The following is a 22693-nucleotide window of genomic DNA, read 5'->3' as shown; positions in this document are numbered from 1 at the left end:
ATGAAAAAAATTATTAATAAACCAGAAAATGTCGTAATTGAGATGTGTAAAGGAATGGTTCTAGCACATCCGGAACTGAATTTAATTGAAAAATATAAAGTCATTAAAAAAGAGCAAATTAATAAAAATAAAGTAAGCATAATTAGCGGGGGCGGCAGTGGACATGAACCTGCTCATGCTGGGTATGTTGGGAAGGGTATGTTAGATGCAGCAGTTTGTGGAGATGTATTTGCCTCACCTTCTCAAATACAGATTTATCAAGCCATTAAAGAAACAGCTAGCGATAAGGGAACTCTACTCGTGATTAAGAACTACAGTGGTGACATGATGAATTTCAAGAATGCTGCTTATCTAGCAGAAGAAGATGGAATTCAAGTGGATTATGTAAAAGTAGATGATGATATTGCTGTACAGGACAGCTTATATACAGTTGGAAGACGTGGAGTGGCTGGTACTGTTCTTGTCCATAAAATAGCAGGTGCTGCAGCAGAACGCGGATATGATCTACCAAAAGTGAAAGAGGCAGCAGAAAGCGCTATTGCAAATGTTAAAAGCATTGGTATTGGACTAACTTCTTGTACAGTTCCTGCTAAAGGAACTCCTACTTTTGAGATTGCAGAAGATGAGATGGAATTTGGCGTTGGCATTCATGGAGAACCTGGTATCCGTCGTGAAAAAATTATTTCAGCAGACGAACTTGCAGAGCGCATGGTAACGGCATTATTAAAAGAAATAGGGATAGAAGATGGAAAAGGAGAAGTGGCTGTCCTAATTAATGGATTTGGAAGCACACCTCTTCAAGAACTGTATTTATTAAATCATTCTGTCATTCGTGAACTGTCACGTAGAAAAGTAACGATTGCAAGAACGTTTGTCGGAAACTATATGACAGCCATTGATATGGCCGGTGCTTCTATTTCAATTATGAAATTAGATGAAAACTTAAAGAGTCTTCTATCTGAAGAGTGCGATACTCCTGCGCTAAAACTTAAAGGTGAAGTACCAGCTGTCACTTATGATGAAATCATCGGTACCGCGGAGGCCCCGAAAGTGTCTTATGAGGTGCAAACCAACAAAGAATATTCCGTAGTAACGGAAAATCGACTAACGTTGAATAATATTATTTTTATGGTGGACCAAATGAGTGAATGTATTATTAGAAATGAAATACCGTTTTGTGAATTAGATTCCCATGCTGGTGACGGAGACTTTGGTATGAGTGTTGCTAAAGGGTTCAAACAGTTGAAAGCTGAATGGCACGAAATTCTAGAAAATAAATCAAATGATATTGGCAACTTTCTAGAGGCTTGTTCCATCGTTATCATGGAGCATTGTGGCGGGGCATCAGGGCCTATTTGGGGATCAGCATTTCGTGCGGCTGGAAAGAACACTGAATCTAAAACCGAACTGACTTTAACAGAATTTGCTGAAATGATCCAAGCGTCTGTAAAAGGAATTCAAGCAACAGGAGAACGTTCTTTTGGACGTGGAGCTGTTGTGGGAGATAAAACTTTAATTGATGCCTTAGTACCTTATGCAGATACGTTAACGTCAAGTGCTGCTGAAGGTGAAAGCTTGAAACATGCGCTTGTCAAAGCAGCAGAAGCTGCTGTTGAAGGAGCAAAATCAACTGAACAGATTGTTGCACGTATGGGGCGTGCTGGTACGGTTGGAGAAAGAAGCCTTGGTTATCCGGACGCAGGTGCACATGGCTTAGGTGTAATTTTTACTGAAGTAGCTCAAGTAATGCAAGAAAAACAGTAAAATTTGGTATTATCTCCTCTAAGTATAGTGTAAAGAAATTACTCTTTGAGAGTGAGGGTTACACTATATTTAGTGGGGATTTTTTATGGTTCACTAAGGACGAGCTTCAACTTACTTAAACTGGAAAATGATAGTTTTCTTATCTCAAAAAAAAGCCCGTAAAAGTATACTGTTGCTGACTATCTATATCAGGCAACCTTAATCTTAAATTAAAACATGTTAGCGATATTCAAAAGCATACTAACCGTCTAGAAAAAGAGTGGGAAAGATATAAAAAGAGCAAAGGCTTCTTCATTTATAAGAAGCCTTTGCTCTTTTTATATTGTTAGCTATTAGTAAGTACTAGTTAGAGAAAAACAATTCCAAGTATAAATAAACATATGGTAATAATGTTTATAACATTTTTAGCTTTGTCATCTTCTTTTATTGAGGTTACAAGTTCAAATATTATGACAAGAGTAAGTATAGACAAAGCTATCTGTAGATGTAAGTTAAATGCATATACAGATATTACAATTAGAGCATATATAATACCTAAAATTATATTTTTGTTATTCTTAGTTTTTTCATAATTACTCATTTAAAAACTCCTTATTTAAAAATATTAGCTGTTCTTTGTTTTTTAAGGGAAAGTTTCAGTAACTAGGAGTAGGGTAAGGAAGATAATAGAAAAGGAAAAGCTATGTATAATATGATTTATATTTTCTTTGTCTGCTTTCTCTCAAGTGGATAATTTTACAAAAGTTTAAAAAATGAATACCTCCTATAATTGCTGTAACTAGCGTTTTTAATAATATCAAATACTTCTTTCTAAGAATTGTAGCAAAAATAAAAAGCTCCCCCAGCACCATTTGTTTTAGAAAAACTTGATAAGCAATCTTATTTTTTAATACCCTTTCATCCTTGTTGGGTGAGTACACTGAAAGATGGGGTAGTCCTCATATCATATTCTGTAAAAAGTGTACTAAATATGACTGCCTATAGTTCTGAAACAGTACGTTTTCATAAAGATATTCTATCTAGCTCAACTGTATATTAAAATAAACGTACTAGCTTAATTTATTGCTTGTTGATATGTTGTTAGATATGTACCTGTTTAGAAAAAAAATAAAATAACTTACTGATAGTCCTTATGTAGAGCAGAACAAGCAGATTCTTAATTATTAAGAGCCTGCTTGTTTTACTTTACACGTAGCAGTAGATTCTTTATTTACGCTTTTATTGGCAAACAGAGCCTGGCACTGTTCGTCATTAGCAATGGGTCAGAAAAGTGCGTCTGTCTTTTTTCATTCTTAATTAATTACCTGTGGGCTAACGTCTAAATACGCATTAATGCGCCATTAGGCTTTGGTAAATCTTGATCCGTTATCAAATTCATTTTGCAAAAATGTTCAAAAAATTGCTGTGCCTGCTCTCGTTCGTTTGAGTCACTTTTCAATGAAACTATATCAAGCAAAATTTGAGCCATCCATGAATTATCAAAATAACGGTATTTACCTGTATTCCACACCATTTTTTGGGAGTTCTTTTCGTTTATATAATATTTCCAGAAAAGCATCTGATTGGATTCTTGTTCTGTAAGTTGGAGTCTGTACGTTGAATGAGCAGGAATATATCCATCTTCGCAAAGCTTACCGATAAAATTTTCATTGACCATATAGACACCTAAGATGCGTCTGTCTTTTTCAGGCATACTGGAATCTATTGCTGTTAACAAGACAGCGCTATTTTGATGTAGGCGGGTGGGTTTGGTTGGCTTCCCCTTGTAATTACCACTTTTTATTACGCCTGAAAAAACCGTCCACTCTGAAAAAGAACTATTCTGTTCTTCTGTGTCGCACCAAAAAACCATTTGTGATTCGGGATGAAGTTTATGGTTTTTCATAAGTTTTTCATGTCCCCAGCGAAGTTCCTGATTTTTTCGCTGTAATTTTTTTTCTTCTTCCTTCTTCCATTCTTCCTCTTTTCGTTCCGTTTCCTTTTCTTCTAAAATTTTTTCCAGGGAATGAGCAACACTTTTATCATGCAGTTTTAGGTGCTTTCCAAATACATCGGGGAAAACAAATTTTTTGTTTTCTGATGCGAAATTTATTTCAATACTAGAATCATTATATTTAACTATAGTACCTGTTCCAAAATGCTTGTGTGTAACTTTCTTATCGATTAGATTCATCATTCTAGGCCTCCTTGTAGAATAAAAACGCGGTTACTACTTAGATAGTAAATTAATATTTTATTCAACTAACTTACCTTTTGAGTTAACACAATTATTTTAATTTTATTTAAAAAAGAAAAAGCAACCTCAGTCTTTAATGGCATTCGAGTGAGGTTGCTTTTTGAGATAACTCTATAACTTTAGATAAATGATAACATATTTATACGATAACGACTATCTTTTCCATGACGAGCACATGTATAAAAGGGGAGATTTTTATACATCATATCTTCAATCACCTGAAAGAAAATAGTTGTTATATCAACGATCTATAAAACGTTTTATGGTAGCTGTTTAAACATAGTTCAAACAGCAAAAGAACTACTGTATATTTCAGTAGTCCTACCAGTTCTATAAAGGCAAGCTAAATTAAATTTGATCAATTCTATTCAGGAGTCCCAATTAGTTCTGTTATCGCATCATAACTCATATTATCATTCATTAATCGTTGAAAATTATTATCATAAAGGATATCTTCAGTAATTCTTTGTAATAATGTAGCAGTTGCTCTAAAAGGGGCGATCCAGTACTTATTCTTTCAATACCAACTTGGGATAATGTATTAATAGAAGGCAAGTTTGGCCCAGACAAAAGATTAATGGGACAAGATAGTTCTTGTCGAACTTTTTTAATGGACTCCATGTCATATAGTCCAGGAATAAAAATACAATCTGCTCCAGCCTTTTGATATGCTTTTCCCCTATTGATGGCTTCTTGAAGTCTTAGATCCGGATCTCCTGTATTTAACCAATACAAATCAGTACGCGCATTAATAAATAATGGGGCTTTTAGCGATTTGGATAGTAATCTAATTTCAGATATTTTTTCTACTTGCAACGAAACATCTAAAATAGGACTATCTAAATCTCCCGTCCCATCTTCTAGGTTTATACCAATTCCTCCTGCTAAAATAATTTGTCTTGTATTATCTACCACTTCATTAGTAGACCTTCCATAGCCAGACTCTAGGTCTACACTGACAGGAATATTGACGGAATTAATAATTCTCTTAACAGCTCCTAACATTTGTTCAAAAGGGATTTTTTCACCATCATTATATCCTAAAGACATTGCTATGCCAGCACTGGTTGTTGCAATAGCTGGAAACCCATTTTTCTCAAAAATTTTAGCACTGATAACATCCCAAGCATTAGGCAATACAAAAGTATAGGGTCTTTTGTGAAGTTGTTGAAACGTCTGAAATTTAAGTAACTGCTTTTCATTATTCACAATGGTTCTTCCCCCTTTAAGTAAACAACTTTATGGCTTTGTATGAGCGTTCTTTAGAGCAGAGAAAAATAAAACAACGGGAGATTAATCAGAAACTTAATCCCATATTATAGGACGTTTAACTTTTGCAGTTCTTAAATAATCTAAAAGTTGTCCTGTATGTACTGATTCATGATAAGCAACTCGTAACAACATGTCCCCTAACTCTCGAATATATCCCATCTCCGATCGGTCTATTTTTATCTCTGTTAGCTGCTTTTCTTTAAGGAGTCCTAAAAACTCTATAAATTTTTCCCTATATGGTTGAGCAAACTTTAATGCTTCTTCAACAGAACTAAATGTTACTGCTTTATAAGGATTATGCTTCTCTGTTAGAGAAAGGTTAAGGGGTTTTTCTAACATTTGATGATAGAGGTATTCTCCTTCAAGAACATGATGTATCATCTCCCTACATGACATTGCTTCTGGATATGGGCGCCAGTCTAACCTATCTTGAGGTATTGACATCCATACTTTTATACTTCGACGTCTCACTTCTTCAAAGTTTAGTAAAATAAAACTCATCGCATCCATTTTCGCTCACTCCTTTAATTTTACTATAAATATAACATATCCAAAGTCTTACAATGAAAAATATGGATGGTTTTATAAATATTATCTGTTTATTTAGATTAATCATTAATTTTTCAAGAAAGCCTGTTAATATAGATTTATTAAAAATTAGGAGGAAGTTATGAGACAAAAAATAATTAGAATTAATAAACCAAGCATATATAATTTTGATTTAATTTTAAGGTACATAAAAAACTCGCCCTCTTTTGTAATCGAGAAGGTTATTGAAAACACATATTGTAGAGCTTTTATAATAGGGGGAAGAACGTACCTAGTACTAGTTAGGGACGAAGGAATCGATAGTAAGTACTTGGAAGTTAAAGTTATTGGTGAAGAAGTTAAGAATAATCAGGTTCAACTAGTAAAGGAGAAAATTATCACAATATTTTGTCTGGAACAAGATATAAACAAAGCTCAAAAGTCTATAGCTAATGAATCTAAGATAGGAAAATTAATAAAAATGTACGAAGGGTTTAGACCTGTTTTATTAGGAAGTGTCTACGAATCCATCATATGGGCAATCATCGGTCAACAAATTAGTGCAAAAGTTGCTCATAGGATTAAAAAGAGTTTGTTAGAAAAAACAGGAGCTAAAATAATAATTAATAACTGTGAATATTATACCGATTTATGCCCCCACAAGGTGATGAAGTTAAATATAAACCAACTTCGTGACTTAAAGCTAAGTCAAAGGAAAGCTGAATATATTCATGAAATAACTAAAGCCATTATAGATGAGGAGCTAGACTTAAGTTGCTTATATTTATTAGATCGTGAAGGGGGTTGTAGCTATTTAATGAAACATAGAGGTATAGGAAAATGGACGGCAGAGTCAATACTAATGAGAGGTATAGGACGTCAAGACATTCTACCCGCAGGAGATTTAATTATACGTAAAGTAGTAGGAGAGATTTATGAGTATAACGAATTATTAACAGAATCACAAGTTAGAAAAATATCTACTCAATGGAAAACTGCGGAAACCTGGATTACTCATCTATGCTGGTTTTACATGCAAGAAAAAATATTATAAATGGAATATTTGTCGGTTTAAAATAAACGAAAAAAAGTATAATTTACCTGTTTTTGTTTGAATATTATAAAAATTGGATTTAATTGTTGAAAATGCCTTTTTAATGCAATATTATAAATATATCTTTTAAGAAATGGAGGTGTTAGTTATGAAGGTAAAAGTTAAGAAAACAACTAATAAAGCTGCGGTATTAAACGGTATTCCAGGCTAAAACGTTATCATTATGTGAACTACTTACTTATTGTTTAAACTTCAAGTCTGTAAATATAGGGAACTATCATATGATAGTTCCCTATTTCAATAATTAAGAGAAATGGAGTGAAATGTAGAAAATGAAACCTAAGTTCAAAGAGACAATCCCTGTATTTGTTATAAATGATGAAATCCATATTGGTGAAGAAGATGGAGTAGCAGGAGTTATTGAAGATCCCAGTGGAAGTATTAAGTATTTAATTTCTCTTATTAACGGAAAAAATTCTATAGAAGAAATAATACATTTAGTCCAAGAAAAGTATCCAAACATAAAAGAAAATGAGGTATTGGAAGGGATAAAGGCATTAGATACAGAGAAATATTTAGAAGATAATTCTTTGAATCCTCAATCTATAGGAGATTATGAACTCGAAAGATACAAAGCAAACCTTAATTACTTTTCGCTTTTTACGTCTTTAGAGGACAATAAGTACAATGTGCAAGAAACTATCATAAATACAAAGGTTGCTTTGCTCGGAATCGGAGGTTTAGGTAGTCAAATACTATATCATCTATCTGCATTAGGTTTTCATAACATTAATGCATTGGATTTTGATACTTTGGAATTAAGCAATTTTAATAGACAGTTGTTATATTCTGAAAAAGATATTAATAAGTTAAAAACGGAATTAGCAAAGGAAAGAATATCGCGTTTTAATCCTAATGTTAATTTAAACGTTACTAATAAGCGTATAGAATGTGCTGAAGATGTAATGGCACATATTGAAGGTAGTGATTATGTAATTTGTGTAGCCGATAAACCAACCCTTCATATACAGGACTGGGTAAATGAAGCAGTAGTGAAGTTAGGAAAGCCGTTAGTTTCAGGTGGAGTCCTAAACACAAGGGGCAGATTTTATTCTATGTTACCAGGAAAAACTGGGTGTGTAGAGTGTCATAAACAAACCATAATTGAAAGTGATGTTATAGTTAATAAGCAACTTGACAGTATGCATCAGATAAATTTTCAACGAAATAATGCTGCGATTAGTCCTAATGTAGCTATGTTGGCTGGTGCTATTGTAAATGAATTTTTAGGGTTGGTAACAGGTATTCAAACTCCAACATCATTAGGGAAAATGATGGAATTAAATTTCCTTACATATCAAACTTACCCTATTTCAGAGTGGAATAAGAAAGAGGATTGTCCAGTTTGCCATTCCGCACCTGTAACAGCAGGTAAATAATTATGATGGGGGGGTAAATGTTGAAATCTTATGAAGTACTAAAGAACAGAGATTTTTTATGCTTATTTTTAAGTGCCACAACAAGTAAGTTGGGCACGTCTTTTTTTCAAATCGCACTGCCTTTATTAGTATATGATTTGACTAAATCACCAAGTTTAATGGCATTAACATTTGTTTTAGAAATTACGCCTCAAGTATTGTTTAGTTTGTTAGGCGGAGCCTTAGCTGATCGTATAAGTAAGAAATACATTTTATTAATAGGTGATATTTTATCAGCCATTTTAATTATTATCATACCTCTTGCAGCTTCAATAAACGTGTTAGATATATGGATTGTATATGTGGTAGCTTTTTTAATATCAGCTGTGAGTGCATTTTATCATCCAAGTTTTGAATCAGTCATACCAGAAATTTTAGAAGGTGAAAATTTAATACAGGGTAACTCTTTATTCAAGTTATCAGAGACAATTACAACCTTTGCAGGCCCTTCAATAGCAGGCATTTTAATTGCTTTGGTTGGAACTCATAACTTATTATATTTTAATTTTTTTACGTATTTTCTTTCTGGAATATTCATTGGCTTAATAACTAAGAAATATAAAAGCCAGAATCCAGTTAATAGTTCTATAATGAATTCAATAGCTGAAGGAGTTAAATACGTTATAAATACTAAAAAGATTTTGATAGGGACTATTCTCATATTCTTAATCAATGTGGGTTATGGTGCTATGGAAGCTTTATTTATGTTTCATCTAAAAGATAATTTACATTTATCGGCACAGTATATTGGTTTAATATTTTCCCTACAAACCTTAGGGTCATTTGTAGCAATTTATGCTGCAAATAAACTAAATAAATTACCACGGGGAAATATAATTATCTATTGTGGTGTAATAATAGGTTTAGGGCAAACTATCCTTACTTTTTCAAACACTGCAGTTATTTTGTTAATAGTCTGTAGAATTGTAATTGTCGGTTCGGTAACATTATTAGCAATTAATTGGTTTACCCTTAGGCAAGAGATTGTGCCATCAGCCTTATTGGGAAGAGTAATTAGTTCAACTCGTATGTTAGCTTTTTTGGCTTTACCGATTAGTGGAATGTTAGCAGGTATTGCAGCTGAATATATTAGCGTCTCTTTAATTTTTATTTCAGCAGGCATCCTAACGATTGTAGCGTCTTTAATCGGCATTAAGACCTCTCTATTTGAGACCCAACAATCTATAGATCAACCTATTAATAGTAGCAACAAGTAGATAATTACTCGGGTTGACTTGAAACATATTGATATTTAGTGTATTCTTCTATAAGAACTTCATACTTGGAGTTTAAACAATAAGTAAGAACCCCTTTAACATATGGTTAATAGGGGTTTTTTATTTTTAATCCAAATGTGCATCTGATATACAAGCAAAAATCTTTTTTCATACCTAAAATACGAGTTATGTTAAGTAAAACGTAAAGTATTTGATGAAAATAATCAGTTTAACTATTTACTCTTAGTGATGACAAATGGATGGGTGTCACCAAAAAGTTGGCTTACCGACCATAAACCAAAGCATAGTCATTAATAGAATGATATAAATCCAAATAGATCGCTCTAGTTTAGTTGCCAGTTCTTTTTTATTTTGTCCTTCCTCCTTGTACTTTCGAAGTGTTGGTGAAAAAGCACGGGCCAGAAAGAACAAGGAGCAAAAAAGGAAAATCAGTGTCATTATAATCCACGGCGTAGTCCACGTCCATGGGCCACACATAACGAGGAGTATCCCTGTGATAACAAGAACATGGCCCGTATGTTTTGCGAGCCTAACAACAGATTGAAATGTGATCAAATAGGCATTCATTTCTTGTTCTCTTGAACTATGTAATTTTTTAACAATTGGCAAGAGAATAAAGAAAGGACCAATCGATAAAATGACACTAGAAACATGAATATATACTAATATACGGTACAACAAATCCATTTCTTTTACCTATCAATCGTTGACTAATCTGAACTCATGCACCCATACCCTCATTTGCGGAAGCCAAGGCATCCCAGGATGATAAGACAAAATAGATTGTTTATATTCCTCTACTGTAGCATAGCCTTCCTGGCGAGCATTTTCATCGGTTAATTCACCTAGTGATTGAGAATAAACTCGTTCCACTACAAATTTTTGATCTTCTAAAACCATTATCTCTCCTACATCAGCATATCTTCCATTTCGGCGAGTTGCTGTTTTGCTGCCTTTGATTACTTTATTTACATCATCCGGCATTGTTACAAGTCGATCGATTGCACATGTTTTTGGTGGCAATTCATTTTGTGCTTCATGGTTACTCATTAAAAAAACTCCTTTCATATCTTGTCTCGTATTTAATGTATCATATTTTTAACGACGAATTTCATTTGAATTTATTAGGTGGAAATTTTCTCTAATAAATCTATTATAATTTATCCCTTTTCTTATTCGATAGTCCAAGTACATAACATAATGTATATAAGAGAATGAATTATTCTTTGTTCGTATAATAAGGGTTATTTTATAGATTGAAGTTTCAATAACTGTAAGTATTAAAGGTATAAACCTACTTTTTACAAAAAAGATATTTCTTTGGCTGGTTTGTACAAAACTTTCTCCTTTACAACTAGATGCGTTTATTGTATGATTACACAACAGGAACATTTGTTCGATATTAAGGGTTTAGAGATAAATAAAGGAACAACAGAATAAACCAAGACAGTTAAACACAAAATTTTCTCGCACGGAGCAAAAACATTTGAGCCAATCCTTATTATTTATCCACATACATTGTCGTTTACTGTAAACGTACTAACAATCGGAGGTTTTAAATTATGAATGATAAACAAGCAGCACTAGATATGGCTCTAAAACAAATTGAAAAACAATTCGGTACAGGATCAATTATTAAGATGGGGGAAGGCACACATACAAAAGTTGAGGCATCTAGCTCAGGTTCATTAGCTTTAGATATCGCTCTTGGGATTAATGGTTATCCAAAAGGAAGAATCATGGAAGTGTACGGACCCGAAAGCTCAGGTAAAACAACAGTTTCCTTACATGCGATTGCAGAAGTACAAAAAAATGGAGGTCGAGCTGCCTTTATTGATGCTGAACACGCACTTGATCCAGTTTACGCAAGAAAACTAGGTGTAGATATTGATGAGTTACTGTTATCTCAACCAGATACTGGTGAGCAGGCACTTGAAATTGCTGAAGCATTAGTTAGAAGTGGTGCTGTAGATATTATTGTTGTTGACTCAGTAGCAGCATTAGTTCCTCAAAAAGAAATTGAGGGAGAAATGGGAGATTCTCACGTAGGTCTACAAGCTCGTTTGATGTCTCAAGCCCTTCGTAAACTATCTGGAGCAATTAATAAGTCTAAAACCATTGCTATCTTCATCAACCAAATCCGGGAGAAGGTAGGCGTTATGTTTGGAAATCCTGAAACAACGCCAGGCGGAAGAGCGCTAAAATTCTATTCTTCCGTTCGCCTTGAGGTTCGCCGCGCTGAACAACTTAAACTGGGAAATGACATAGTTGGTAACAAAACAAGAATTAAAGTAGTCAAAAATAAGATGGCACCTCCTTTCCGCATTGCTGAAGTAGATATTATGTATGGAGAAGGTATCTCAAGAGAAGGAGAAATCTTAGATATTGGTTCTGAAGTAGATATTGTTCAAAAGTCTGGATCTTGGTTTTCTTATAATGGGGAACGTTTAGGGCAGGGACGAGAAAACGCTAAGGTTTTCTTAAAAGAAAACCCTGAAATCAGAGAAGAAATTAGAAAAAACATTATTGATTTTAAATATGGTAATACTGACAACGATAATGATATTGATAACGATAGCGATAGTGAAAACGAAAGCTAATAAAAGCTTAAAATGCCTTTCCCGGCAGCTTCAAGCCCATCCATTTCACTGATTTCACTTCATTATTTTGGTCATTTTATGCGATTTATAGTAGCCAGCAGGGAGCTGATATTGTCTTAATTCAAAAGGAGCTTGGCCACAGTGATCGTAAAATAACGGAACGTTATCTAGAAAAGGTTTTGCAGAGAAAACAAAAAATTGGGCTACTGTGGAAGGAACAAGATTTCTAATTGAGATACTGTTGTCTAAAGCGCTATACTAGACTTTTTATTGCAATCTCTTTAAACAGAAAAATTCTTATAGCAAACAAACAGAACCCTATTTAATTAAATAGGGTTCTGTTTAATTAGATCAAGGTCTATGGAAGTTGACCGTTTTCTCATCGTCCCCCGTGCGTTCAAACCAACCTCTAAAGGCCCAGTTATCATAACCTCCATCACCTTCATTAATAAACGTTCCTTCTTCAAATATCCAGACCCCGAACGTGATACCATCATAATCTACGGTATCAAAATATTGTACACCTTGTAACTGGTCGGAATTATAACCTTGACTTAAATTCATTACTATCACATTATACTGCTGACCCGATTCAAAGAAAGCTTTTTCCATCGCTCCCTTAACAAAACCACTTCGATTGTCGGCCGTTTTAGCCGCATCTGCAATCGCTTGTCCTATGGCTACTGGATCAATACGCTACGTCTCCTCCAACTTCTGCAGCTTCTGCGGAACCAGCAGAATCTCCTAAATTCGGTAGAGCTAATGGCGTCGCTAACATAGCTAAACCTACAGCAGAAGCTACAACAGCTTGTTTCGCTCTTCTCATTTGATCTCCTCCTATTTTAGTTGATTCTTAGAACTAATACCCTTTTTATGAATATTAAAACAAAAATTCCATAATTAAGTATATATAGGGGGGCGAAAAAGTAAAATAAAGGTTTGAAAAAACCTGAAAATAATCTCGATCTATTGAAGATTCAGATAGGTTAAACGTACATTTCAGTAAAGACTTTTATAAAACGTCACTTACTTATTTGTTACTGAGTTGCTCTGCCAAACCGATTAAAAGTCCTTCTACTCCACGAATGTAGCAGAGACGATACGAGTCCTCGTACTGAACCACTTCGCCAACGAGCTGAGCGCCATATCTAGTAAGTCTGGACACCATTTCGTCAATGTCTTCAACAGTGAACATGACGCGTAGATAGCCGAGAGCGTTTACAGGAGCATTCCGGTGATCTGATATAGTAGGTGGGCTGAGAAATCGCGAAAGTTCAATCCGACTGTGACCATCCGGGGTGACCATCATCGCAATCTCTACACGCTGAGAACCCAATCCCGTTACGCGGCCACCCCATTGACCTTCGACGGTGGCCCGCCCTTCGAGACTCAAGCCAATCTCCTTAAAGAAAGAAATTGCGTCATCAAGGGATTCTACAACGATGCTGACATTGTCCATTCTTAGTAGGTTGTTTTTTTCCATAGTTTTATCTCCTTATGTGTAAAATTTTATTATCTGTCCATTTTCATAATCATTCTATTTAAAAGTTACAAATTCCTTTCAAACAAAACATTCCTATCCTGTCACTAGGCCATATTTGTTGTATACTTTATATTTTTTGTAGAAAAATGATCTATTTGTCATTAATACACGAAGTACTTTATCATTTACTTAACTAATTAATGAAAAAATGGGTGTAATAATAATTCTAAAGAGTGTATAGTAAAGAATAATTTTTCATTATATGTCTGAGAGGTGGGATTGTTATGGAAAAGCTAGAATATGAATGGGTAAAACAAGCACGACAAACTTTATTAGAGCAGTGTAGAGAATTGAGTGAAGGTGACTTGACGAAAGAGTTTGCATTTGGTTTTCAAAATATTAGAGATTCTCTAGTTCATGTGGCAGGTTGCTACCATGCTTGGTTAGGTTCTTTTGTGCTTTCAGAAACATCATCACCACTATTCACAAAAGAAGTAATTAATACTATGAAAATAGACGATATTCAGCATTATTTTCAACAGGCTGATAGATATGTAGAAAAAGTATTGGAGCAATTCACAGATAAATTTGATGAGTCTATCGAAAAAGAACTTGCTTGGAGAGCAAACAGTGGTTTTGTAAGAAAGACACCTCGTCAATTGCTTACCCATTCAATTACTCACGAATCACATCATAAAGGACAAATTGTAGTTATGTTACGTCTATTAGGACATACACCTAAAAATACGGACATATTGGGATTACCTGAAAAAGAACCTTTCAAATAATAAATTAAGAAATCATTTCACGAAGAGCATATTTGCAGTCCTATCTTATATTTGGATGTTCCAAGAGGCCGTGATCGGGCTTCCTGAAATTGTGCAAAACATCTCGCGTGTGCTGGATATTGGTGAACGTGTTGCTGAAGACGTTCACAGCTAGAATCACAAAAATTTAACCAACCATCGTTGTTACGCTATCCACTAAATTATTGTTGTTGTCTTTTCAGAGAAATAAATCCATAAATATAAGTTGGAGGGTTTTAATGAAAAAAATATTTCTTCTAATGGACTCTGAGGAAAAGGTATCTTCTTATTTCATCTAGATAACGGAATGAGCGTTAAATTCAGTGGTATTTAGTAATATCAAGTTGGGAAAATTTGTAGAAAAAGAACTATTTTGTCGTCACTAAGTGTAAATAGTAAAAAATAAATAATAAATAAAATACTTTATCAATTACTTAACTAAAAAAACTTAAGTAAGGTTGCTTTTTAAAAACAGAGTCATCACAATGTTTATTTTTAAAGTTATATGTATATGAATCTACAAATCTGGCCAGACTAATAACGTATTCCCAACAGAACAACCTCCTGTACAGGAGGTTGTTCTGTTTTATAAATTATATACTTAGTTACCATCAACCAGCTTATTGGAACAAAAAGGGCATCTATCTATATAGTCGCCCTTTTTTATTTTACTGGCTTGCTTATTTATTAAAAGAACCACATAACTTATAACTGTTCCAAACATATTAAGTAGAACATCGTCTATATCTAAGCTACGTCCCATGAAATATTGAATAAATTCAATTAAACATGTAACAGATAAATCTAAGATTGTTACTTTTTTTACTTAACGAAACTTTCTTGATAGGGGTTTATTTTTATAGAATCCTTCAAAAAGGTTGCTATAGACCCACTTGAACTTGCTTTGTTAGGATAAAAGAGAGGAAACATTATGGAGTCCTGTAGTAGATATCTCCATTCTCGCAAATTCCATCTTGGGAGTAGACGCTGCTCATGATATAACAGCTAAAGTAGAGAATACATTAGCATAAGAACACAGTATAGAGGGTGCTAACTTACATGTGGAAACAAGCCAAATAGTAAACATGCCAATTAAAACGAATACATAAAGGGAAGGAATTAATCATATGGAATTAGGATATAAGAAAAACATACAGCTTAAAGATAGAGATTTAAAGTATAAAATAAAAGATAGTGAGGAAACAATTGAATTGATTGTTTTTATTGCACTTTTAAGTGTGATTTTTATTATTAATACTTTCTTTAAATTCTTATAGTCTTTTTTACATGTGATTGTATGAAAAGATATAGTATGTATGTCTGGACGTGCGTGCATATTATAGTAAAAAGCCACCTTTACTTCAAATACTAGATGGCTTTTTATTTTATTAACGATAATAATTTCTTTAACACTCTGCAATAGATTTGAATATTTTGTTCGTGAAAATATATCTTTTTAAAAACACAAAAACTCATTCATAATGTAAGAAAGAGCTGGGAAATAATAATTCGTAAAAGTGAGTCATGATTTTTTTGTCTGTTGACCTATACATTTAGTTTATTATCGACAGCAATATTCTTCAGGGTTTACACATATAAAAACACCAAGTTGTATTAGTGATGACCTTCACGTTTGGTGGTAGAGCAAATAGCTGACTCATCATGAGGGTGCTCTTCGTTTTCTAACTGGATAGTTGCATGCTCAATTTCTTGATGTTGAAGTTTGGATTCAATTTCTCTTAATATGACCTGACTTTCCAGGAAACTTATCTGATTATTTAACACCACATGACAGGATAATGCATTTTTCCCACTAGTTATACTCCAAACATGTAAATCGTGGACATTTAGTACACCTTTAACTGCATGAATTGCTTCCATTACTTTTTCTAAAGAGATTCCTTTCGGTGTACCTTCCATTAAAATTCCTATTGTCTGCTTTACAATTTTCCATGCGCCCAAAGCAATTAAGAATGCAATAAGAACGCTTAGGATTGGATCTACGATATTCCACCCAGTGAATAGGATAATAAGTCCTCCGATAATAACTCCTGCCGAAGCCATTGCGTCCCCAATCATATGAAGTACGGCGCTTTTCACATTGATGTTGTCTTCCTTCCTTAAGCCAAGACCTAAGTAAAGGTTCATGACTAAACCAACAGATGCACTAATAAACATCCACGTACTTCCCACTGGTTGGGGATCCTTAAAGCGATCAATCGCTTCGTATAGTATGACAACAGCGATAACAATTAACGTCATGGCATTAATAAAAGCAGCTAGTATCCCTGAACGGTGATACCCGTAAGTGAAATTTTCCGAAGCTGGCTTTTGGGCTTCGTGCATAGCAAACCAGGATAGCCCTATGGCTGCAATATCTGTAAGTACATGTCCAGCATCAGAAAGTAGGGCTAAGCTGCGTGAAATGAATCCTCCAATTAATTCGACTACCAGGATAATTAAAGTAAGAAAAAATGCTAATTTCATTTTCCCAATCGGAGCATGGGAGTGAAATACATCTCCGTGGTCGTGATTATGGTTGTCTACCATAAGAATCTCTCCTTTCTGCAAAAAACTGATCATTGTTTAAAAAACGTTATTTCTCTTGTTTTGGATTTGATTAAAAGTAGTTTATTTAAAAAACTCAATTGGCGGATCTTTAAATTGTTGAAAATTCCATATACTAAACATTCCTTTTAAGACAGTAGAAATAGAATGTTAATTCTTTTGTGGTGAGATAGTGAGTGCTTTTAAGTTCTGGAAAACAATAAAAGGAGTTTCATTATTTCGACATTTAATTTGACCATTTATTTTAGTATTTTCAACTTTATTAAAAATCATTTATGTCACTCAAAAGCTGTTTCCAAATCAATCTCATACTTCTTTTTAACAAATCAGAAAAAATTCGGATCACGACTTTTGAATTTCTTATGTAATATGATTAATCTTATAAGAATGAAAAAGAGACCTTATAAATTAAGATCTCTAAAATTTTCTATATAAGTTTAATGACTATGAAATAGTGAAAGGGAATAGTGATAAATATAAATAATTAGTACTCCTAGCGATATTAATAGCCATACATGTAGGTTTCTGAAGTGACTAATAGCCTTTCCTATTATTTCATGAAAAATAACAAAAGATAGGGTACCAATTGCTCCTCCGGTCGATAAAGCTTGTATTTTAAGCGAGGAAGCTTGTACACTTTCTCCAAGTAATAAACTCCCTCCCAAAGATAGTGATAGAAGGACTATAATGAATAAAAAGAAGACGTTAGGTATTTTTGCTATGGAGAGAACGGTCATTAGGGCCATACCCTCTGGAATTTGGTGTAAGAGGGTAGCTACGAATACGGAAGCTGACTGATGTAGATCTGTTATCCCAAAGGTAATTCCTGTAATAATATTATGAAAAAAGATTGCAGCCGTTAATAAAATAAGTGACTGAAAAGGTGAAATTGCACTATTTGTTTTATGCAAAAAGAGGTCAATGCATAGCATAACGATATATCCTGCTACGATGCCTAATAGAACGCCTTTTAAATCATACAGATGCCATGTGGAAGGAAGGATATCAAAAAATAACAACCCTAATAAGATTCCTCCACATATCGCATACATAAACTGAATTCTACCTCGTGACAGGTGACTAACTAATTTAAGAAGTCCTCCACCTACTAATAAACCCATTACAGAACCTAAAGTAAATAAGGTATTTATTTCTATATGCATAATTGCTACTTCCTTTCGGCGATATGTTTTTTTACAACTAACCTATTCAAAGGAAGGGCAATCATACCTATGTTTTATAAATGGTTAAAAAAATAAAAGTACATGATATTAACTTTGGAGTGATTTTTAGGTGAATCACTAATAAAAACGGACATACTAACGTTATCTAAATAAAGAGGTGCTGCTATGGAATCCCCTTTTGAAATGATAACAAATGTGGATAAGGTGGAAAATGCTTATTATATAGAAGTGAAGCCAGGTGAGTACAATGCAAAGTATTGGAATAAAGACTCGGTCTATATTGCTGATGAAGCTTTTGCTTATTTCTACACCACGATTTGCAAGTATGTGCCACAGTATCAACCTACGGAAGTGACAGAAATTAAAACAGAAACATGGCTGACGTATCAGTAATCAGCTGCAAGAACTCGCATATTTTTTGAGCAGCGACCCGCCTATGATTAAACTAAAGAAATGGATTGATTTTAGTAAAGTGGAGGAAACGTACAAACAGTTTGATCATCACAAAAACAAGTACATTCGTGAGTTAATTAACATGATCGAGGAGTTTACAGTGTGGATGAACAAAAATCTGTCAAACACAATCGTACATCACCATTTTGGGCACTTAATGGGAATCGATGTTGCTTATTGTAATATATAAGCTATGCAGAAAGTGAAAGAATTGCTCAAAACGAATATGGCATATTGGATGGAAACCTGAAAAAGAAAACGTGTTAGGTTTCTAGGGACTGGATAATGTCAAATTAATTGGAACTTTTTTATCGACAGCAAGACACTTTATAATATCTCCAAGCGGTGTATAGTGAAAATTTCACTATATGTCTCAGAGTTGAGATTCTAACGAAACAGTTAGAATCTGAAATGCTGATTATGTTAATTGGGTTTGTATATGTGGTATACATAAGCGCTTAACTTGTTTAATCCCAGACTTTAGGACGATCAACTCCCATTGTTCTTAAATACTGTAACAGGTTGTTTCAATGTAAAGTCATTCTTTTTATATGGTACATTTTTATACTCTTTATTCTCCTGCAAATCTGCAACAACCTTATTCTTAATATCCAACCAGCGATTCTCTTTTTCTAATTTTTTAACATTTCTCTCACGAACGTCAACTTTATAAGCACTCAAACCATTGATTTCAAGTCTGTGCCAACACTTAAAACGACGTATTTATCAGATATATCACTAAGAATAGTATCTAAATCCTTTGAAGTTGTATCCACATTGTGACAAGCTGCAAGTGATAATGCAAAACAACTAAGAAATACGATGTTTCTTATTAATTGCATTCTTTCCTCTCCTTATAGATTTAATTGTTCTGTCTTAAACGAACCATACAATTATTTTATAAAATAGAAAAAATTAAAATGAAATCTTTATTTTAATTTGAATATGGTATACAAAGCTAGTTTACATACTCTTTTCGCAACAAACCACGAAAAAGAACCCTTGATAGAAAAGGGGTCGCAGGAAGAAGAGTTTTTTACTTTATGCATATTTTTATACATCGTTGATTTAACAAGGTTTCTCTTTGAGACAGAGCTTAGAAAAGTGTATAAAAAGCGCACCTTCTGTATGTGGTTTTATTTATTTGTTTGAAAATTCAATAAGTTACCACTATATTTTGTTTACATAATCCTAGTATAATGAGAGAGCGAGAAGAAAGAAGGGATTATGTGTTGAAAAGTAAAATGAATCAGTTGTTTGCAGAACAAAAGAGTATTCATATACTGTATTCCTACGACCAGCAAGAAAATTATATACGACAAGTTGTAAGTTATATCCAAGAGGGGATTTTTGCTGGAGATTGCATTCTTCTTATTGAAAATGACCGTTTTTATCCTTTTATTCATGACCATTTGAAAATACTATTGACTACAGATCAAATGAAAATGATACATCGTATAAACAACTTTGATTTCTATTATTCAAGTGGTAGTTATCATCCTCCTGCCATTCTTAATTATTTTAATAAGAGCGTTCAGCCCTACTTAGAAAATAGAATTTCTTTCAGAATCATGGGCACATGTAGAATGGAGCACAATGGAAGATCCTTTACATCTAATCGAAGATTTTGAAAAAATAGTGGATAGCGCGGTGAATAAACTCTCATTCCCATTAATTTGTGCATACAAAGGAGAGAGGATGCCAGAGTATCTCAAAACTATTCTGATGGAAACACATCCTTATGTTCTTATTGAGGGTGATTTAATTACTTCTAAACAATATTGGCCATTAACTGAATTGGAATAAAGATAAAAAACGCTTAAGCAATCATACTAAGCGTTTTTTATTTTTAAAGAAATCAATGGCTCCTTTTCATCCATTCAGTTTATTTACCACTATAAGCTCTTTCCTCGTATTCTTATGTCTCTTCAGGTTAGTTTTTCTATTTCGAGGTAGCTCTTTTTATTGTAAAGAAAGTCCGGTTTAATTATTTAGTTAACCTAATGGAAATCATAAATACAAAGAATAGAAAAGCATCATTCTCTTATACAGCCCTCATAAAAATACCGGTTTTGATAGGCGAAAATGTGGAATATCAAATGTAAGATTATTTTAAGAGGAAAGGGAGACAGGTATGTTTGGATGGAGTGATATGCCGAAACTATTATTTTCTTTTTTGATTGTCATTCCACTTGTGTCTGTTATTCACCAACTGGGGCACTCACTTATGGCTATTATTCTAGGAGGAAAGGTCGATTTTACCATTGGACAAGGGAGAACGATTTTTAGGTGGAAGAAAATTAAAATAAAATCTATTTATTTTTTGCACTCCTTTTGTATTTACGAAAAATTAAAGTATGATAACCGTTTTACTCATGCTTGTGTTTATGCTGGAGGTACCGTAGCTAATGTAGCGTCTATCCTTCTTGTGTATGGTTTAATTATGTTGGGTGTTCTCTCAAAGAATCTCTTTTCTTACCAATTTGTTTATTTCTCTATTTATTATATTGTTTTCTCGCTCTTACCCTTTGAATATTCAGAAACGAGTTTAAGTGATGGGCGAGCTATCTATGATGCATTAAGATATGGAAAGATAACGTGTAATCCGGATTAACAAAGGAAAGAAAAATGGCTAATTAAAACTGGACGTCCACAATGCGTATTAACGCGGCAACGGTACTGAAATAGATACTGATTAGTAATCAAGTCGTAATTCTTTAGATACTATGATGTAGCTACTGCAGTAAATTTACCTGTCTACTCAAAAAACAACAAGGAGCTCTTACTGCAGTAAGTAAGGCGTAGATGGTTATATACAAGAAAAACTCTGATCAGGAAAAAAAATAACAAGATTAATGAGTTTTAGTGAGGGGTAAAGTTAACTAAATAATTTAAAAGGAGGGAAGTAGTAATGGAGATTCTATGGATGCTAATTGTAGGTGGAATTATCGGGTGGCTCGCCGGTTTAATTACGGGACGCGACGTTCCTGGAGGTATTATTGGTAATATTATCGCTGGCTTTATTGGTTCTTGGTTGGGCGGCCTTATCTTGGGAAGTTGGGGGCCAGTCATTGGCGGTTTTGCAATTATCCCAGCAATTATTGGATCAATCATTTTAGTATTAATTGTAAGCTTTCTTTTAAGAAAAATGGGTCAAAAAAAGAATCATGGTCATCATGTATAAAAATTGAAAAAACTTAAATTGGAGTGATTAAAAATGAGAGAAGAAAATAATTCTATGCTATATGATTTTGTTGAAGGTAATCAATTTGAACTAGATTCTTATCTTACTTATTTATTCGATCAAATTAATAATGATAGCGAAATTCTGTCAGAAGATTAATGAGATTACAGATATTTTATTATAAAGAAACAGACAAAAAAATAATAAATCAAAATATAGTATAAGCGACCTTAGTAACTTTGTTTACAGTATATAGGGTCGCTTATTATTATGGAAAATATTTAAAAATAAAGTGCAGATATGCTTCATTACTGCAGTAGGTCAGGCGTAAACGGCCCTAGAATCTGCGCTTTTTATAGGTTAGGGATTAGCTTCCTCACTTAAACTGAAGTATCTATTACTCAACCTTATTAAACATAAACAAAAGGCCCCTTTAAATTCTGAAGGGCCTGGTTATTATATATTTACATTTTATATACTCTTCCTCATGCCACATTCTCTACATTCATGTAAGAAAACGCCACCTTTTCACGGAGCTTTTGAAGTAAGCTGAGTTACAGTTGATCGCACCTGCCACTGACCTTATTCAGGAAATTCCACATAGTCATACACTTTATCAAAATCGATTTCTTGCTCTTTTATTTCTTCCAAATTAATCATTCTTTTCTATTTGACTTTTAATAGACTAACACAATTAGGTCTATATAAAAGGTGTATGTTAAAATTACTTTGGTTTTTCCATAACAGTTTGTCGTTATTAAAATATTATTTACTTCTATGAGACCTGTCTAAATAAAATGTACGCGAAATGAATAATAATTTTCTTGATTTATCTGTCGTATATA

Annotated in this window: 25 protein-coding genes and 1 pseudogene; 14 read left to right on the top strand and 12 right to left on the bottom strand. The window is 33.6% G+C overall.

All coding sequences use genetic code 11. The annotated features are described in order from the left end of the window. Positions 1–1764, top strand: a complete 1764-nt coding sequence (gene dhaK / locus ACXAE4_RS19070) for a dihydroxyacetone kinase subunit DhaK (protein ID WP_154989097.1) — start codon at positions 1–3, stop codon at positions 1762–1764. A 346-nt stretch (positions 1765–2110) separates the two neighbouring features. On the opposite strand, the gene ACXAE4_RS19065 is transcribed toward dhaK, so the two are convergent. From ACXAE4_RS19065 to ACXAE4_RS19050, 4 genes are all read right to left on the bottom strand, one after another. Further along, complete coding sequence (locus tag ACXAE4_RS19065) at positions 2111–2344, bottom strand: hypothetical protein (RefSeq protein WP_028413804.1); 234 nt, start codon at positions 2342–2344, stop codon at positions 2111–2113. 738 nt (positions 2345–3082) lie between these two features. Continuing rightward, positions 3083–3937, bottom strand: a complete 855-nt coding sequence (locus ACXAE4_RS19060) for a hypothetical protein (RefSeq protein WP_028413803.1) — start codon at positions 3935–3937, stop codon at positions 3083–3085. Positions 3938–4420: 483 nt separating this feature from the next. Beyond that, positions 4421–5209 carry an isocitrate lyase/PEP mutase family protein gene (locus tag ACXAE4_RS19055; RefSeq protein ID WP_475236653.1) on the bottom strand — a complete coding sequence of 263 codons (789 nt, stop codon included), beginning with the start codon at positions 5207–5209 and terminating at the stop codon, positions 4421–4423. 96 nt (positions 5210–5305) lie between these two features. Next, entirely contained in the window at positions 5306–5782 is a 477-nt protein-coding gene (locus tag ACXAE4_RS19050) for a DinB family protein (RefSeq protein ID WP_475236651.1), read from the bottom strand. Between the two features lie 160 nt (positions 5783–5942). Between ACXAE4_RS19050 and ACXAE4_RS19045 the strand changes: the two genes are divergently transcribed. From ACXAE4_RS19045 to ACXAE4_RS19035, 3 genes are all read left to right on the top strand, one after another. Beyond that, positions 5943–6854: a DNA-3-methyladenine glycosylase family protein gene (locus tag ACXAE4_RS19045; protein ID WP_028413800.1), complete on the top strand. Its 912-nt coding sequence runs from the start codon at positions 5943–5945 to the stop codon at positions 6852–6854. A gap of 332 nt (positions 6855–7186) precedes the next feature. After that, positions 7187–8293, top strand: coding sequence for a HesA/MoeB/ThiF family protein (locus tag ACXAE4_RS19040; protein WP_475236649.1), 1107 nt, complete (start codon positions 7187–7189; stop codon positions 8291–8293). Between the two features lie 20 nt (positions 8294–8313). Further along, positions 8314–9549: an MFS transporter gene (locus tag ACXAE4_RS19035; protein WP_372454547.1), complete on the top strand. Its 1236-nt coding sequence runs from the start codon at positions 8314–8316 to the stop codon at positions 9547–9549. A 267-nt stretch (positions 9550–9816) separates the two neighbouring features. Here ACXAE4_RS19035 and ACXAE4_RS19030 read toward each other — a convergent pair whose 3' ends face one another. Beyond that, positions 9817–10251, bottom strand: a complete 435-nt coding sequence (locus ACXAE4_RS19030) for a DUF2269 family protein (RefSeq protein ID WP_028413797.1) — start codon at positions 10249–10251, stop codon at positions 9817–9819. A gap of 18 nt (positions 10252–10269) precedes the next feature. Next, positions 10270–10620, bottom strand: a complete 351-nt coding sequence (locus ACXAE4_RS19025; RefSeq protein WP_028413796.1) for an ASCH domain-containing protein — start codon at positions 10618–10620, stop codon at positions 10270–10272. Positions 10621–11132: 512 nt separating this feature from the next. Between ACXAE4_RS19025 and recA the strand changes: the two genes are divergently transcribed. Beyond that, complete coding sequence (recA, locus tag ACXAE4_RS19020; RefSeq protein ID WP_028413795.1) at positions 11133–12170, top strand: recombinase RecA; 1038 nt, start codon at positions 11133–11135, stop codon at positions 12168–12170. Between the two features lie 351 nt (positions 12171–12521). Here recA and ACXAE4_RS19015 read toward each other — a convergent pair. Further along, positions 12522–12996 (bottom strand): annotated as a pseudogene (locus ACXAE4_RS19015) (stress protein). 204 nt (positions 12997–13200) lie between these two features. Beyond that, positions 13201–13653, bottom strand: a complete 453-nt coding sequence (locus ACXAE4_RS19010; RefSeq protein ID WP_047751219.1) for a VOC family protein — start codon at positions 13651–13653, stop codon at positions 13201–13203. Between the two features lie 284 nt (positions 13654–13937). Between ACXAE4_RS19010 and ACXAE4_RS19005 the strand changes: the two genes are divergently transcribed. Further along, a complete protein-coding gene (locus tag ACXAE4_RS19005; RefSeq protein WP_028413792.1) occupies positions 13938–14441 on the top strand; it encodes a DinB family protein in 504 nt (167 codons plus the stop codon). A 619-nt stretch (positions 14442–15060) separates the two neighbouring features. Here ACXAE4_RS19005 and ACXAE4_RS19000 read toward each other — a convergent pair. Beyond that, on the bottom strand, positions 15061–15270 hold the full coding sequence (locus ACXAE4_RS19000) for a VanZ family protein (RefSeq protein ID WP_081732881.1): 210 nt from the start codon (positions 15268–15270) through the stop codon (positions 15061–15063). 316 nt (positions 15271–15586) lie between these two features. Between ACXAE4_RS19000 and ACXAE4_RS18995 the strand changes: the two genes are divergently transcribed. After that, positions 15587–15736, top strand: coding sequence for a hypothetical protein (locus ACXAE4_RS18995; RefSeq protein WP_155017187.1), 150 nt, complete (start codon positions 15587–15589; stop codon positions 15734–15736). 337 nt (positions 15737–16073) lie between these two features. Here ACXAE4_RS18995 and ACXAE4_RS18990 read toward each other — a convergent pair whose 3' ends face one another. Together ACXAE4_RS18990 and ACXAE4_RS18985 are read right to left on the bottom strand one after the other, a co-directional pair. After that, positions 16074–17009, bottom strand: a complete 936-nt coding sequence (locus ACXAE4_RS18990) for a cation diffusion facilitator family transporter (RefSeq protein ID WP_289578857.1) — start codon at positions 17007–17009, stop codon at positions 16074–16076. 455 nt (positions 17010–17464) lie between these two features. Continuing rightward, positions 17465–18190 (bottom strand): ZIP family metal transporter, encoded by a 726-nt coding sequence (locus ACXAE4_RS18985; protein WP_028413790.1) that lies wholly within the window; start codon positions 18188–18190, stop codon positions 17465–17467. A 186-nt stretch (positions 18191–18376) separates the two neighbouring features. Between ACXAE4_RS18985 and ACXAE4_RS18980 the strand changes: the two genes are divergently transcribed. Further along, positions 18377–18604 (top strand): hypothetical protein, encoded by a 228-nt coding sequence (locus tag ACXAE4_RS18980; RefSeq protein ID WP_475236643.1) that lies wholly within the window; start codon positions 18377–18379, stop codon positions 18602–18604. Positions 18605–18647: 43 nt separating this feature from the next. Next, positions 18648–18854, top strand: a complete 207-nt coding sequence (locus ACXAE4_RS18975) for a hypothetical protein (RefSeq protein ID WP_475236642.1) — start codon at positions 18648–18650, stop codon at positions 18852–18854. 299 nt (positions 18855–19153) lie between these two features. Here the strand turns inward: ACXAE4_RS18975 and ACXAE4_RS18970 are convergent, their stop codons facing one another. Continuing rightward, on the bottom strand, positions 19154–19354 hold the full coding sequence (locus ACXAE4_RS18970) for a DUF4030 domain-containing protein (protein WP_255256913.1): 201 nt from the start codon (positions 19352–19354) through the stop codon (positions 19154–19156). Positions 19355–19863: 509 nt separating this feature from the next. Here ACXAE4_RS18970 and ACXAE4_RS18965 point away from each other — a divergent pair. The 5 genes from ACXAE4_RS18965 (at position 19864) to ACXAE4_RS18945 (ending at position 22007) form a co-directional block, all read left to right on the top strand. Then, a complete protein-coding gene (locus tag ACXAE4_RS18965) occupies positions 19864–20295 on the top strand; it encodes an MEDS domain-containing protein (protein ID WP_475236639.1) in 432 nt (143 codons plus the stop codon). Further along, positions 20261–20470, top strand: coding sequence for a hypothetical protein (locus ACXAE4_RS18960; protein WP_475237368.1), 210 nt, complete (start codon positions 20261–20263; stop codon positions 20468–20470). The genes ACXAE4_RS18965 and ACXAE4_RS18960 overlap by 35 nt, the downstream gene beginning before the upstream one ends. A 328-nt stretch (positions 20471–20798) precedes the next feature. Next, entirely contained in the window at positions 20799–21278 is a 480-nt protein-coding gene (locus ACXAE4_RS18955) for a site-2 protease family protein (RefSeq protein WP_063247027.1), read from the top strand. Between the two features lie 297 nt (positions 21279–21575). Next, entirely contained in the window at positions 21576–21848 is a 273-nt protein-coding gene (locus ACXAE4_RS18950) for a GlsB/YeaQ/YmgE family stress response membrane protein (RefSeq protein ID WP_028408939.1), read from the top strand. A gap of 33 nt (positions 21849–21881) precedes the next feature. Next, positions 21882–22007: a hypothetical protein gene (locus ACXAE4_RS18945; protein WP_255219823.1), complete on the top strand. Its 126-nt coding sequence runs from the start codon at positions 21882–21884 to the stop codon at positions 22005–22007. Positions 22008–22693 lie beyond the last annotated feature (686 nt).

The sequence above is a fragment of the Priestia sp. ABM2_011 genome (assembly GCF_056158845.1).
Note: the sequence above shows the minus strand (reverse complement) of the source record. Positions and strands in the feature narration are given on the sequence as shown.

Excerpts from the sequence above, each read along its gene's own strand:
- dhaK (WP_154989097.1), top strand. The coding sequence starts at position 1 with ATGAAAAAAATTATTAATAAACCAGAAAATGTCGTAATTGAGATGTGT.
- ACXAE4_RS19065 (WP_028413804.1), bottom strand. The coding sequence starts at position 2,344 with ATGAGTAATTATGAAAAAACTAAGAATAACAAAAATATAATTTTAGGT.
- ACXAE4_RS19060 (WP_028413803.1), bottom strand. The coding sequence starts at position 3,937 with ATGAATCTAATCGATAAGAAAGTTACACACAAGCATTTTGGAACAGGT.
- ACXAE4_RS19050 (WP_475236651.1), bottom strand. The coding sequence starts at position 5,782 with ATGGATGCGATGAGTTTTATTTTACTAAACTTTGAAGAAGTGAGACGT.
- ACXAE4_RS19045 (WP_028413800.1), top strand. The coding sequence starts at position 5,943 with ATGAGACAAAAAATAATTAGAATTAATAAACCAAGCATATATAATTTT.
- ACXAE4_RS19040 (WP_475236649.1), top strand. The coding sequence starts at position 7,187 with ATGAAACCTAAGTTCAAAGAGACAATCCCTGTATTTGTTATAAATGAT.
- ACXAE4_RS19025 (WP_028413796.1), bottom strand. The coding sequence starts at position 10,620 with ATGAGTAACCATGAAGCACAAAATGAATTGCCACCAAAAACATGTGCA.
- recA (WP_028413795.1), top strand. The coding sequence starts at position 11,133 with ATGAATGATAAACAAGCAGCACTAGATATGGCTCTAAAACAAATTGAA.
- ACXAE4_RS19010 (WP_047751219.1), bottom strand. The coding sequence starts at position 13,653 with ATGGAAAAAAACAACCTACTAAGAATGGACAATGTCAGCATCGTTGTA.
- ACXAE4_RS19005 (WP_028413792.1), top strand. The coding sequence starts at position 13,938 with ATGGAAAAGCTAGAATATGAATGGGTAAAACAAGCACGACAAACTTTA.
- ACXAE4_RS18995 (WP_155017187.1), top strand. The coding sequence starts at position 15,587 with ATGGAATTAGGATATAAGAAAAACATACAGCTTAAAGATAGAGATTTA.
- ACXAE4_RS18990 (WP_289578857.1), bottom strand. The coding sequence starts at position 17,009 with ATGGTAGACAACCATAATCACGACCACGGAGATGTATTTCACTCCCAT.
- ACXAE4_RS18985 (WP_028413790.1), bottom strand. The coding sequence starts at position 18,190 with ATGCATATAGAAATAAATACCTTATTTACTTTAGGTTCTGTAATGGGT.
- ACXAE4_RS18980 (WP_475236643.1), top strand. The coding sequence starts at position 18,377 with ATGGAATCCCCTTTTGAAATGATAACAAATGTGGATAAGGTGGAAAAT.
- ACXAE4_RS18975 (WP_475236642.1), top strand. The coding sequence starts at position 18,648 with ATGATTAAACTAAAGAAATGGATTGATTTTAGTAAAGTGGAGGAAACG.
- ACXAE4_RS18965 (WP_475236639.1), top strand. The coding sequence starts at position 19,864 with ATGAGAGAGCGAGAAGAAAGAAGGGATTATGTGTTGAAAAGTAAAATG.
- ACXAE4_RS18960 (WP_475237368.1), top strand. The coding sequence starts at position 20,261 with ATGGAAGATCCTTTACATCTAATCGAAGATTTTGAAAAAATAGTGGAT.
- ACXAE4_RS18955 (WP_063247027.1), top strand. The coding sequence starts at position 20,799 with ATGTTTGGATGGAGTGATATGCCGAAACTATTATTTTCTTTTTTGATT.
- ACXAE4_RS18950 (WP_028408939.1), top strand. The coding sequence starts at position 21,576 with ATGGAGATTCTATGGATGCTAATTGTAGGTGGAATTATCGGGTGGCTC.
- ACXAE4_RS18945 (WP_255219823.1), top strand. The coding sequence starts at position 21,882 with ATGAGAGAAGAAAATAATTCTATGCTATATGATTTTGTTGAAGGTAAT.